The 13896-nt window shown below is 56.1% G+C and carries 10 protein-coding genes and 1 riboswitch; of the genes, 5 read left to right on the top strand and 5 right to left on the bottom strand.

From position 1 onward, the window contains the following. Positions 1-573: 573 nt before the first annotated feature. The 5 genes from hisF (at position 574) to VGE80_RS23050 (ending at position 7539) form a co-directional block, all read left to right on the top strand. On the top strand, positions 574-1368 hold the full coding sequence (gene hisF, locus VGE80_RS23070) for an imidazole glycerol phosphate synthase subunit HisF (RefSeq protein WP_440594284.1): 795 nt from the start codon (positions 574-576) through the stop codon (positions 1366-1368). Between the two features lie 341 nt (positions 1369-1709). Beyond that, the gene (locus tag VGE80_RS23065) at positions 1710-2975 is read left to right on the top strand and encodes an outer membrane protein assembly factor BamB family protein (RefSeq protein ID WP_440594283.1); all 1266 of its coding nucleotides are present in this window, start codon (positions 1710-1712) and stop codon (positions 2973-2975) included. Positions 2976-3646: 671 nt separating this feature from the next. Next, entirely contained in the window at positions 3647-5251 is a 1605-nt protein-coding gene (locus VGE80_RS23060) for a DUF1549 domain-containing protein (RefSeq protein ID WP_440594282.1), read from the top strand. A gap of 11 nt (positions 5252-5262) precedes the next feature. After that, complete coding sequence (locus tag VGE80_RS23055) at positions 5263-6525, top strand: DUF1501 domain-containing protein (protein ID WP_440594281.1); 1263 nt, start codon at positions 5263-5265, stop codon at positions 6523-6525. Between the two features lie 258 nt (positions 6526-6783). Beyond that, complete coding sequence (locus tag VGE80_RS23050) at positions 6784-7539, top strand: hypothetical protein (RefSeq protein WP_440594280.1); 756 nt, start codon at positions 6784-6786, stop codon at positions 7537-7539. 256 nt (positions 7540-7795) lie between these two features. Here VGE80_RS23050 and VGE80_RS23045 read toward each other — a convergent pair whose 3' ends face one another. The 5 genes from VGE80_RS23045 to ilvA all read right to left on the bottom strand — a co-directional run. Further along, entirely contained in the window at positions 7796-8638 is an 843-nt protein-coding gene (locus VGE80_RS23045) for a sugar phosphate isomerase/epimerase family protein (RefSeq protein ID WP_440594279.1), read from the bottom strand. Positions 8639-8680: 42 nt separating this feature from the next. Further along, on the bottom strand, positions 8681-9343 hold the full coding sequence (locus VGE80_RS23040) for a hypothetical protein (protein WP_373652258.1): 663 nt from the start codon (positions 9341-9343) through the stop codon (positions 8681-8683). A 269-nt stretch (positions 9344-9612) separates the two neighbouring features. After that, positions 9613-10596 carry a DUF4465 domain-containing protein gene (locus VGE80_RS23035; protein WP_440594278.1) on the bottom strand — a complete coding sequence of 328 codons (984 nt, stop codon included), beginning with the start codon at positions 10594-10596 and terminating at the stop codon, positions 9613-9615. Positions 10597-10963: 367 nt separating this feature from the next. Then, positions 10964-11950, bottom strand: coding sequence for a DUF1559 family PulG-like putative transporter (locus VGE80_RS23030; protein ID WP_440594277.1), 987 nt, complete (start codon positions 11948-11950; stop codon positions 10964-10966). A gap of 102 nt (positions 11951-12052) precedes the next feature. Further along, positions 12053-12244, bottom strand: a riboswitch (cobalamin riboswitch). 291 nt (positions 12245-12535) lie between these two features. Further along, a partial coding sequence (gene ilvA / locus VGE80_RS23025; protein ID WP_440594276.1) for a threonine ammonia-lyase, biosynthetic occupies positions 12536-13896 on the bottom strand: 1361 nt, incomplete at its 5' end.

The raw sequence follows: 13896 nt of genomic DNA, 5'->3' as shown, positions 1-13896 counted from the left end.
CTGATCAGTGACACCAGCCCTCGGAAAGATCTGTCGCAGTTCAAACCAGCGTGTCGAAATGGTGAAGCGCCCATCGACCAACCACAACAGCATCGCCGCCGTATTTGATTGCCAATGTGCACGTTCCGTAAATCGTTTCCCTGCTCAGACTCTTCCAGAACGGCTTTGATATGCCTTCTCTTTAGACCCAGATTAGCGGAAAGCAGAGCAATTCATTGCAATTTCGACAAGATGAGATTGTCCTGATCTCCTGGTTTTCCATTTGCCCACTGGATAAATGGTCAGAGCCGACATCGATTCCGCTCAGTTACCACGCCAGTGTGGCCAGTCGGTCGCCCCGGTAACAGAGGAAGCGTGAGGATCACCGACCCCAGCGATCTGGGCAAATCAAGACTGGATTCGAAAACTGGCGAACCTGGGTTAGACCGTCGGACTCACGCTGGGGGCAGCGAATCATTTCACAAAGTCCCCAACTTTCCTGGATGAAACGAGACGGTTTGACGTTAGCAGGGAATCTCATTTAGAGTTTCCCTGACTGGCACCCGGAACTCACTTTTTTTGAAAACACAACTGATGCTCGCTAAACGCATTATTCCATGTCTCGACGTCCACGGCGGACGGGTCGTGAAAGGGGTGAACTTCCTGAATCTGCGCGACGCGGGTGATCCAGTCCAGGTTGCTGCCCGCTATGAAGAAGATGGTGCCGACGAACTGGTGTTCCTCGACATTACCGCCAGCCACGAGGAACGAGGAATCATTCTGGACGTGGTCCGACGTACGTCCGAAGTCTGCTTTATGCCTCTGACAGTGGGGGGCGGGATTCGGACGCTTGACGACATCCGCATGCTGCTGAATGCCGGTTGCGACAAGGTCTCGATCAACTCGGCCGCGGTCAAAGATCCAGACTTCATCCGCCAGGCCGCGTTGAAATTTGGAAGCCAGTGCATTGTCGTCAACATTGACCCCAAGCGAGTCCAGCGGGACGGCAAAGAAGTCTGGGAGGTCCATGTGAACGGTGGACGTGTTCCAACAGGGCTGGAAGCAGTCGCCTGGGCCAAAGAAGTCGAGCGACTTGGTGCGGGGGAAATCGTCCTCACATCGATGGACGCGGACGGAACCCAGGACGGCTATGATGTGGAAATGACTCGGGCCGTCGCGGACGCAGTGCAAATTCCCGTTGTTGCCAGCGGTGGCGCCGGAAACCCTGAACACCTGCGCGAAGTCCTTACCGAAGGTCACGCCAGTGCAGCTCTGGCGGCCAGTATCTTTCACTATGGAACTCACCCCATCGGTGAGACCAAACAGTACCTCAAGGAGCATGGGGTGCCCATTCGCTTCAATTCCCTGACTGGCGCCAGCTCCAGTTGAGAATCGGTTGTCCGAAGGGCGAGTGCAGGCGGGGGGTAAGAAATGGCGAGAGGATGCAGAGACTGTGGTCCTCGCCGCTCGAATCGCACTCCCCGCCGACGGATATTTCCTGAAATCGAGCTGACGACCGGTCGCTGTGTGTGAAATCCTCAGAACGTTTTCGACATAACACTTTTGCCAAGCTGGTTTAAGTGTCCTGTTGCCACCAAAGTCCGTGTTTGTGGTATCGAGCCTTAGGCGGAGCGGAATCCACTCCAAAGCCTCACCGTTTTGTCGTAGAATCCTGCACCGTGGTATGTCAACAAGGTCAGAGCCCCCGGGGCGTCCTGTCAGGAATTCCTATGCGAAAATCCACTGTTTCTGCCATCGTGGCAATTCTCTGCTTCAGTTCGGTTGTTCACGCAGAGAACTGGGGACACTGGCGCGGTCCCACGGGAAATGGAACCGCCCCGTCAGCGAACCCGCCGCTTGAATGGACCACGACACAGAACGTCAAATGGAAATACAAGATTCCAGGACTCGGATCGTCGTCTCCTGTGATCTGGGGTCATCGCGTCTTCGTCACCACAGCAGCTCCCGCCGTGGGAAAGAGTGCGGGTGACGGTGCCCTCGATTTTAAGGTCATCTGCCTCGATCGCGCGACGGGCAATCTGGTCTGGGAGAAGTCGGCCGTCATCGCCAAGCCACACCAGCAGACCCATTCCACGAACGGGTTCTGTTCGGCCTCTCCTTGCACGGACGGTGAAAGACTCTATGCCCACTTCGGTTCACGCGGACTGTACTGCTACACGCTCGATGGCGAACTCGTCTGGAAACGTGACGACTTTGGAAAGATGGACATCCGCAACAGCTTCGGCGAAGGAAGCTCGCCGACTCTGGCAGACAACAAGATTCTGGTTCCTTGGGACCACGAAGGAAAATCCGCCGTCTTTGCACTCGATAAGCTGACCGGCGAAACTGTCTGGAAGACGGATCGAGATGAAACAACATGCTGGGCCACGCCACTCGTGGTCGACAACGAAGGACGCAAACAAGTCGTCCTGAATGGTCAGAAGTTTGCGCGCAGCTACGATCTGGATTCCGGTAAGGAACTCTGGCGGTGTGGTGGTCAGACCGAGCGACCAGTCGCTTCTCCTGTCGCGGAAAACGGAGTCGTCTACGTTACGAGCGGTCACCGCGGCTCGTTCATGGGTGCCTTTCGCCTGAATGGCAAAGGCGACATCAAAGGGACCAACCAGGTAGCCTGGACCGTTGATCGGGACACTCCTGACATTGCCTCTCCGCTCCTCTCTTCGGGGAGAATTTACTTTCACAAGGGGAAATCGGGACAGTTCTCCTGCGTCGATGCCGCAACCGGAAAACCTTATTACATGGGCAACCGCATCCCCGGACTCGACAGCATCTATGCTTCACCGGTCGCCGCAGGGGGATACGTTTTCTTGACGGGACGCAACGGAACGACGGTCGTCATCAAAGATGCTCCGAAACTCGAAATCGTGGGAACAAACTCGGTCGAAGAAACCGTCGACGCCACTCCGGCTCCTGTCGACAACGAACTCTTCATTCGTGGCGAGCACCACCTGTTCTGCATTGCGAATGAAAAGTAGCCGAATTGCCCAAGTGGCCGTCTCGGACCGGGATAAGCGAGCCTTCCCATGAGTTTCCAGAAGGAAAACGCAACGGAGGGCGCTTCGGGCGGCCACCTCCGAGCATGGCGGACAATTGCAAAATCCACACCTGCGTAATGCGGTACCCCACTGACCGAACGGCTCCGTAAAGTTCCGGTCCCATCCGAATTCGAGCAACGCGACTCACCGGGAATCGGTCTGCTGACTGGTGTCTTCAAGGAAACCCAGCGAGTTCGCGCCCACCGTGCCCAAGCGTGATTGAACGTGACTGAAACAGTCGCTCAGACGAGTCATCGATACCGGGTGGCGTAGCCGCACCCGTCGTATCATCGCCTCCAGGGGACCGAGCAAACTCGCTTGCTCCCCGCCTGAGTCGGTTACCATCGGCGACGCAACTCGCTCGATTCTCCGTACGGGTGCCCAAATTCGTCAGCCCGATCCCCATCGAGAATGGTGCGGGAATTTTTCCAAGAGAAATTTGACTTTTTTTTGTAACGCTGCTGGTGGTCCAGCGAATTAAACTGCACAGCGGTTTCACCTCGCGTCCGTCTTCAGACATAATGTCGACTATCGGTGGTCGCATCAGGCAGACAGGGATGATTAATCGCCCGGTCCCTCGAAAGCGATCTGTGTTTCGTAGGATGTTACTGATGAGAAGTCAGACTATGGACCGAGTCCGCTGCGGAAGTGCCGTTCTGTGGTGCGTCGCCATTTTGATCTCAAGGGTCGCGGTTTGCCTCTCTGCCGAACACGTGGAGCAGGTTGAAAGTCGAACCCGAATCGATGAGGTCGTGGAAACGGGATGTCACGCTGAAGGCATCTCACCCCTTCCCACATGTAGTGACACAGAGTTCCTCCGCCGCGTCTGGCTCGATCTGGCGGGACGAACTCCGCCCTTAGAGGAAGTCTTGAAAGTGACTTCTTCGTCCCTTCTGGATCGTGGCGACGTCATCGAACGACTGGTCAAATCACCGGAATTTGCCCGCCACTGGGGTCGAATCTGGGCAGAGTATCTGACTGAGCAGCGCCCATTCGAGACAGAAGGGTATGACGGTCGCCGCCTGCTGCAGTTTCTGACAAAGGCCTTTCACGAGGACCAGCCCTACACAGAAATCGTCAGCGAATTGATTCTTGGTGAGGGAACAAGCGATGTCAGCGGGGCAACGAATTTTCTGATGCGCTACAATGCGGAACCGATACCGCTGGCGGGTGCAGTCAGCCAGAAGTTTCTGGGACTTTCCATGCACTGTGCCGAGTGCCACGATCATCCGCATGCGCGCTGGAAACAAAAGGACTTCCTCGGTCTGGCTGCTCATTTCGCTCGACTGCGAAAGATGACGCCGACCAATCCACAGGAAGGGGAATCGTTCTTCGTAATCATCGAGCGGCCGCGCGGCGAGCTACGTGTTGCCGATCGAAAGGCGAGTCCAAACGAGAATGGACAACAGCCGCTGCGAACGATTTTCCCTCAACTTCCTGACAGCCCACGAACGGACTCGACAAGAGCGCGACGAGCCGTACTTGTCGAATGGCTTACCGAGAATTCCAATCCTTACCTCGGTCGGCACATGGTGAATCTGGTCTGGGAACGGTTGCTGGGCGAACGGCTGGTTCCCAGTCTGGATGATTGGCCGCCCCAAAATCTCTCTCCGAATACCGAGTTACTCAATCTGCTGGCTGCCGATTTCTGCGATAGCGGCTGGAGCATCCAGCAGCTGGTAACCACGATCGCGAAGTCCAGGACGTACCAGCGGTCGAGTCACAACGACGTATCGGCGGACTCCCGATTCGATCCGGAGAAGGCGCACACGGAACGGGCGAACTGGTCACGAGCGAGGATTCGGCCGCTGTCGGCCGACCAGATTCATCTCTCGATCGGTCAGGCGTTCGGATATCACTTCGACGAGAATGACCACCGCCTGGCACACGTGACTGGCGAGGAATTTTCCCAGGACATCCCCAACAATAACCTGGGGGCGATCCCATTGTCATTGAGTCGATCTCTCGCGCTGTACAACAGCGACTACGTCCGCGGAGCAGTCGATCTGGGAAGCGAGGTCGCGATTCGACTGTATGGCCCCCATGTCAGTTCCGAGCATATCGAGCGGATGTTTCTGGTACTTCTCTCACGACGGCCAACGATCGAAGAAATTGAGTTCTTTCAGGATCAAAGCAGCGAGGACGATCCACGCACGGGCCTGCAGGACATTCTGTGGGTACTGCTGAACTCGTCCGAATTTGTCACCAATCACTAGGAATACAGTGCATGTCTCCTTCATTGTTTTCACGTCGATCGGTCCTGAAGTCCGCCACCGCTGCGGGGATCTCGTTCTTCAATACGTCCCTCTGGACGGCGCTGCTATCCGCACAGACGAAAGCGGCCGGCGCGAAAGCATGCATCTTGATCTTCCTCGAAGGTGGCCCCAGTCAGATCGACACGTTCGATCCCAAGCCAAGCACACCGACCGGCGGACCGTTCGAGGCGATTGATACCAAGCTATCGGGCATTCAGTTTTCCCAGCATGTTCCTCGTCTGGCTGCGATGGCCGATCAACTGGCGGTGGTCCGAACGCTGAGCAGCGAAGAAGGGGACCACGACAGGGCTCAAGTTTTGATGCTGTCAGGGTATCAGCCCAACCCTCGCATTCAGTACCCGGTATTCGGATCAACAGTCGCCTGGCAACAGTCTGATCCTGCCGCCGATGTTCCCGCATTTGTCTCGATCGGCAGGCGATTCGGCACCAGTCTCCTTGGGCCTCAGTTCGGCCCCTTTGTGATCGAAGACGTCAGCAACCCGGCTCCTAACTTGGCCCTCCCGGAAGATTTGACAGACGCGAGGCTCAAGCGTCGACTCGCTGCACTGGAAAAATTCAACACGCAGTTCGGTCAGAAGTTTCAAACACCGCTGGGCACGGATCTCACAGAACTGGCTCGGCGCGCCGATCGGATGCGGCACAGCGAGGTGTTCCAGCCTTACGACGCGGCCGCCAGCGAGCCGGAACTCTTCGAACGGTACGGCAGCGGGATTAACGATGGGTATCTCGCCCGAGCCTGCCTCATGGCGCGGCGGCTCGTCGAATCAGGAGTCAAATTTGTCGAAGTGAACTTCGGTGGCTGGGACACGCACGACAACAATTTCAACCAGGTCCAGGACCTGTCCGCTACCCTCGATGCAGGTCTGGCAACCCTGATCGAAGACCTTCAGGAACGGGGTCTGCTTGATCAGACTCTCGTCTGCTGCGTCGGCGAATTCGGTCGCACACCCAAAATCAACGGAGACAACGGCCGCGACCATTTCCCCAACGTCTTTTCCGCCGTTCTCGCCGGCGGCGGTATCAAGGTCGGCCAGGCGCTGGGGGAATCCACTGAGGATGGCATGGAAGTCAAAGATCGGGCCGTCACGATCCCTGACTTCCATGCAACGCTGTTCACCGCCCTCGGTCTGGACGTTACTAAAGACTACTTTGCTCCGGACGGCCGATTATTGAAGCTGACCGACGGAGGCAAACCGGTCGCGGAATTGATCTGAGATCCGGCCCGCTCGGTTCAGGTTGGACCCGCTACCAACCCTCCAGCCGCAAAATCTGCCCCATGGCTTTACGCAACGAGCTGCGACACGCCAAATGGTACTCATGTCAGACTGGGCAATCTGCATGAACATCTCTCAGGGTATCAATTAATCTCTCCGCACACTCTGAACTGCATGATTGCATCAGCCTGAGCCGAATGAAAATAAGATTACGAGAATGGATTCTCGCTTCGGCCTTCGCTGAGAGGATAAGCGAACATGACAGGAACTGCCCGACTCGCCAGCCTTCGAAAGCTGCTTTGCTGCGTGCTGGGTAGTTCCGCGTTCGTGGTCGGGTACGCGGGGTACGGAGCCGATCCACTCCCCGAGTTTGAGCCATTCATCGAAATCGTGGGTGGGGATAATCTGGTTGCTGAGTCGTCTGAGATCGGTGACGCACTTGACCGACTTGCTGATATTCCGTCACCGTCCGGCGAGACCGATTCGAAGTCGAGTTCGGAATCCCCTGCTTTCGCGGGACGGCCTGTCCATCGCCCCCTGTCTGACGTGAAGGCGACGATCGCCCCTCCGGCGGGGCTGTTGCCAAAGTCCAAATCCGTTCGCGATCTCGACGAATCCGTGGACCTCATCTTCGACGGCACAGACCGCCCCTGGGCCTACACCTGCTTTCATTGGGAGGCTCCTGCCACCCGCAGCCTTCCGCTGCTCTTTGAAGAGCCGAATCTCGAGCGACTCGGGTACGCGTACGGGTTCTGTGACTGCGGCATCTGCGAAGAGGAACCCCGCCGAGGACAGCGGCTGCAGGCGCTTGTCTCATTCGTGCACTTCTTCGGCCGCGTCCCCTTCATTCCGTACATGGCGGGAGTTCATCCACTTACCGAGCCCTATTACACACTCGGGGTCGACCGACCGGGTAGTCCTGTTCCCTACCGTAAGCACATCATTCCGCACAGTCTGCGGGGTACGCTGTATCAGGCGGGCGCCGCAGTCGGCGCCGTCTTCATTATCCCTTAGTCAGCCAGAGAACGATCGACGCCGCGCCGCGTCGACAGCGGTTTGGGATTGTCATCGAACATTCTCGGGGAAACCACATGAGGCACCCCAAATCATGTGCGGTAGCCGTTGCAAGAATCCTCAGTGGTGGGTACACGAATCACCCACCGCAGCCAGGCTTGCAGGCCATGGCGCAGTGGGTGACATATCTATGGCGAATCATCGATGACTTCCGCCTGATCGAGAAGGCTGACTCGGCGAGCGAGACGAGCGGCCCTCAGTCTGCCATTCCCTTCTTCATGAACGCCAGTGCGTTCTGAGCCAGATATTCTTCGGTCGGAAACATGCGACGCCAGATCTTCGTCGCGGCGGCAAGTGCCGGCAGCGCCAGACCAAAAGCTTCAACGGTCAACCAGCCATCATACTTCAGTTCTTTCAACGTCTTGAACGTGGTCTCCCAGTCAACATGTCCTTCACCCGGAGTCGAACGATCGTTTTCTGAAATATGCACATGGACGACCTGGTCCCAGCACCCCTTCATCGCGGCCGCGAGATCTTTCTCTTCGATATTCGCATGGAAGGTATCGTACATCATCTTCAAATTCGGATGATTAGCTTCGCGACAGAATCGGGCATCGTCCGCCGCGCTGGTCAGGAAGTAACATTCGAATCGATTGAGGTATTCACAGACCAGGGTGACGTTGTTTTTCGCCGCGTGGTCGGCGGCTTTCGTCAGTGAATCGAGGCCCCACTTCCATTCATCCGCAGTCGGACCGGTCCCACTGAACGTCCCCAACGCCGAATGCAGAGGACCGCAAAGCAGGTTTGCTCCAGCGGCCGCCACAGTGTCGATCGCCTTTTTCAATCGCTCGACCCCGGCAGAGCGAATTGCGGGATCGGCGGATATCGGGTTGTCGGCATCGGAACAGACAGTTACGGCAGTTCGCTCAAGACCCATCGCATCAAGCATCTTGCCAAGTCTGGCGAACTTCGCGGGATCGAGATCAAAGACGGGAAGTTCGACGCCGTCGTATCCCCACTTCTTCAGGTTCTCGAGGATTCCGGCATGCTCTTCCGTCACGTCGGACGTCCAGAGCAGCATATTCATTCCGTATTTCATGCGGTTCACCCCAAAAGTTCGCGAATCAGATCATGGATGTGATCATGGTAACGTGAAGCGATCTGCGGGAAGCAGATCCCGCAAACGCAGACGAACGAGATCTCTACCCGCCGTGATGACTTCACTGGCGTCGGTCGGAATCGGGGACAGTTTGACTCGCATCAGCACTTGATTCAAGAGAAGCAGTAATGTCAGATCACTCTCGTACCCACGCAGAAACTGCTCACGCCGATAGACTTCGATAAACCAAGCCAGTCGTTCTGTCGGTGTACGGGCCATCCGGTTCACCGCCACTTCGATCTGTGCGGGGTCAACATCATCCAGCAACCGCCAGTAGTCCTCAAACTGAACGTTGTACTGGTCCATCAGCACTCCATCCAGAATCAGTTCCATGCCGACATGCCCCAAAAAGTTACAGTGATACTTTTCATCAGGGCCGAGATTCTCGCGAAACATCCGTGTCAGTTCAGACGTCACCTCAACAAACCCGCGCGTGGCATGAAACCAGTCGTCATCGTGTAGATGCTGCAGCACTCCCGCAGCCACGGCGGATTGCACGTCGTCATTTGACGCCAGCCAGGGCTCAACATGACGCGGCCTCAGACGCACCTTCCGATCCGCCGCGGACAACCAGTCCGGGACCCCCGTCGCAGCCATCAGATAAGGCTCGTGAAGATGGTTCAGCGCGTGAGCGAAATAATTCATCCGGGCCACGCCTTCCTCAGGAATTCAATTCGACGATTGTACCATCATCCAGATTTGACCTGATTCATCAAGGCGTGGCCCAGACGTATGGAGCCGAGGAACTTTGATTCGGCTGGGCAACTATGAGGAAGTAACTCAAGAGGCGTCACTGCTGCGACGAACCTCGTCACGACACGAGAATACTCTGCTGATACGTCATCTGTCGGCCAATCGACGCGAACATCTGCGTACGAATGGTACGGTCAGGAGTATTCGAGAAAAGTCGCTCCCTACGATTCCACAGATGACCTTTCCGCACCCTCACCAAGCCGCCTGTTCCGTGCGATGAACAAGCCGGCTCCCCCTGACAATAGCAATATCAGCGAGCCCGGCTCAGGGACGGCCGCGGGGTTGACAGCATATGTGATGTTGTCAATCGCAAAATAGGCGGGAGTATTCATCCCATAGGGCCCCGTATCGGATGAAGAAAGATTGAAGTAAATCGTCGATGCACCCGCCAGCGACGACAGATCGAAGAGAGTCCAGTCGGCAATGACATAATCCAGGGTTTGATCGGCAAATCGATAATCCGCAAGAAAGAACTCCGCAGAAATTGCAGCCACCGACTGCCCACCCGAGGTGCTCAGCACATTTCCGTCCGCATCAGTGCCATACGCTGAAAGCATCAGAAAGTCAGGATCATTTCCTGACGCACCTCCGAAAGCTTTCGCAAACGAATCTCCCCAGAGCATAGAGAGTGCCGCGTACGTGGTGTTGGCGACTTGGGCGCTCAGAATGGTCGCCCCCGTCGGCAGAGAAAAGTGGGGGAGATCTCTTAAGGCGCTCACATCCATCGGGTTGAAAGGAACTGGATCAAGAACGTTCGGAGAGACATCATCGTATCCGAATGCCACTCCGAATTGATTGGAACTGCTATCTCCAGGTGCGAAGACACTGAATTGATTCAGATACCCGCCATCGACAGTGTTGTGTTCGTTCGAGTATGAAAAACCATGCCAGAAACCGGATCCCCCTTGGTCCTGGAAGTTCGACAAAGTGACACCCGACGTCACGAAATCGGTCCGGATCTCAGGAGAATATCCGCCAGGCACGACCACTCCCCCCGCATCAAACGGAGGCCCGTGAGAACCTGCGGAGAGCGGCAGATCCTGGAATGTGGCGACAATTTCTCCGCCGCTCACCGCGGACATCGTTGCCAACACGACAGCGACTGACAGCGCCCATTTCGAAAAACACGCAGCCAATGACATCATAATACCGACCTTTCAACCAAAACTTCGACGACGACGCTTCAAGGGCGACTGGACACACCGGTGCTGCACGCTGAGACAGAACAGACTCTCAGTACAACGTGAGAGCACAGAGGTTCAGACCAGGTCGTAATCGACGGACAAAAAACGCAGCGTCCGCATCGCGGACTTCTGCAGAAAAGCTCTCATAGGAATGCGACTTCGCAGTCGTTTACGTCGCCACCTCAGCGAAATTAACGGGCTGGAGGGGCGGTCACAGCGACGTGCACAGCCTCAAAGAGAAGCTGTCGCAACACCACAGTGGTATCGCTGATTCGATACCACTTCTAAGAATTAGAGTAAGAATTTCTGAGGCGAATGATCGTTGCGATTAATAGTCGCCGACGATCTCTTCCCCCTTGTAGGATAGCAGAGCAGCAAAGACCTTGAGGTCAATCGTCTCGCTGATGAAACGGGCAGAGCCATCCCCCAGCAGAAAATTCGCTCCCCCGATGTGATAGCTATGAAATTCCTGACCGAAGTCGCAACCAATCCGCCCTAATGTGCTGCTACTGGCGGTCGTAACACAAGATTGCCATTTCGTCTGTGACGAAAGGCTATAGCGCGCGTTAATGGGGGCTGACTGGTCGAAGAAATTTTTGTGGCCGGCCCAGATCCCGTGCAAAGCTTCAGGTGCTTCGCCGACAAAGATTGTCTGCGTCAGTCCGTCAATAACATCTCTGGACGAGACGTTGTTTTGATAACCCGTGGAGACGACGGTAAACGGCCCGCGGGAATCATAAGAATTGCTTCCATAATTGTTCTGGGCCTGGCATCCGACTGGTTCGCCAAAACAGCGAATTGCGCGTTCTCCGTAGTTAGCCCCGTAGTCACTCCGTCCAAATCGGATTCCAGGAAAATTGGCATTATCCCCTTGCAGCTTTCGTCGATCCGACGTGCGACTGGAAGGACATAGATAAACGGGCAGGACCTCTTCGGCGACGGACCAGTTCTCTGGTTCCAGATAAAAACGGTTCATGTCCCATTCGTTGAACAGGGCTGCCTGATCCAGACAAGGAAGGATGGCGACGCCCCAACTGATCGTTCGAGTTCGGATCAGATTGACATTTTTGAGCTGGGCAGAAGAGGAAAACCCTGCTGCAAATCCGGCCTTGGGAAACATACTATAGATGTCATGGTAGTTATGGAGTGCGATCCCGATCTGCTTGAGATGGTTTCGACAGTCCATTCTGCGGGCCGCCTCACGCGCCTGTTGGACTGCGGGAAGCAGTAAGCCCATCAGGACAGAGATGACGGCAATGACGACCAGAAGTTCAATTAACGTAAAGGCGCGCCGGCGGAGGAAGAGAGATTGCATGTGAGGGTCTTTCTCGCCATGCAGCTTCGGCAGCGGAAAGACACGAGCGCAGCACCGTGCGCAAGGACATGCCTTCCAGGGACGCTTGAGGCCGGAGCATCACACATGGCGTCTCACCGGGCCGTATTCTGACTCACGAGTCGAACGAACCTCGAACGCCTTCCCATCAGCCTGAGCCGACAGTGGCACAATGTCCGAAGTTCTCCTCGTATACAGCGGCGGTCCCGTGCCGGGTTCTAACCGGCTTCCTGTCCTGATCGTTTCTGATCGGACGCCCAATGAGACGGGCCGATTCTAACTAACATTGACAGATTGGCAATCCCTGTGGGCTCCGAGAAAATCGCTATTCTGATGGAGATCTTTATTGGTCACCAAAAACTGAGTTCGTCGTCCGGCGGTCACCACTCGAAGGGAAGCGAGGCCCCAGTGCTTGGTCGTCGAGCCCCATTGCAGGGCCTAAAGTGATCCTTGCCGCAGGCCTTGCCCATGACGCGATACCGATCGCAACAGGGTTCGCAGTTTACGGCTCACCTGAAACGAGGCTGACTTTGTAACTTCCCTCCGCCCTCGATCCGGATCTCCCTGTTACCGCAGAAACAAACGGTAGACGCGGTTATGAGTCTCGTCGATACAGGGGTAGCCGAGTGTCTGGACGAACTGCTGAAACAACGGTTGGTCCCGATCTGGAACCTGAATCCCGACCAGAATACGTCCATAGTCCGCACCCTGATTCCGGTAATGGAACAGGCTGATATTCCAATCGGGATGCATACAGGACAGAAACCGCATCAACGCCCCGGGCCGTTCGGGAAACTGAAAACGATACAGGCGTTCGTCAGTGGCGTTTCGGCTTCTCCCTCCCACCATATGCCTGACGTGTTCCTTGGACAGTTCATCATCGACCAGATCGATCGCATTGAATCCCGCCTCGATGAATGCGTCTGCGATGCTGGCGGCTTCCGCCCGGTCGGTCGTCACCAGGCCAACGAAGACATGGGCCTCACGATCATCCGAGATACGATAGCTGAACTCAGTGACGCTTCGCTGTCCGATGACTTCACACATCCGTTTGAAGCTGCCTCGCTCTTCCGGGATCGAAACCGCAAACAACGCTTCTCGCGCTTCCCCAGCTTCTGCCCGTTCCGCCACAAAGCGCAGACGATCGAAGTTCATGTTGGCGCCGCAGGTGATTGCGACCAATGTCTTACCTGTCAGATTCCTCTTCGCGATGTACTGTTTCATCCCCGCAATACCGAGGGCTCCGGCCGGTTCCAGGACGCTTCGTGTATCTTCAAATGCGTCCTTAATGGCGGCACACACCGCATCGGTATCGACGGTGATGAAATCATCTACCAGTTCGGACGTCAGCCTGAATGTTTCTTCTCCCACCAGTTTGACGGCAGTCCCATCAGAAAAGAGTCCCACATCCGGAAGCTGAATTCTTTTGCCCGCACGGACGGATTGAATCATGGCATCCGAGTCTGTCGTCTGCACTCCAATGATCTTGATCTCGGGCCTGACAGCCTTGATATAGGCGGCGACTCCTGAAATCAGCCCACCGCCACCGATCGCCACAAAAACCGCATCAATGGAGTGCTGGTGCTGTCGTAGAATCTCCATCCCGATCGTTCCCTGTCCAGCAATCACTGCCGGGTCATCGAAGGGATGAACGAAGACCAGCCCCTCACTCAATTCAAGTTGAAGCGCATGCCCATATGCGTCGGAGTAACTGTCTCCATGAAGAACAACTTCACCCCCCAGTGCTCGGACCGCGTCGGACTTCAGTCGCGGCGTTGTCACAGGCATGACAATCGTCGCGCGGCACCCCAGTCGTCGCGCACTGAGGGCCACTCCTTGAGCGTGATTACCCGCCGACGCACAGACGACGCCTCGCGCCAGTTCCGCAGGCGTCAGGTTGGCCATCTTGTTGTACGCCCCCCGAAGTT

Origin of the sequence: Schlesneria sp. (assembly GCF_036405755.1) — a bacterium.
In the GTDB taxonomy this organism is placed as follows: domain Bacteria; phylum Planctomycetota; class Planctomycetia; order Planctomycetales; family Planctomycetaceae; genus Schlesneria; species Schlesneria sphaerica.
The sequence above is the reverse complement of the archived record's forward strand: the minus strand, read 5'-3'. Positions and strand labels throughout refer to the sequence as shown.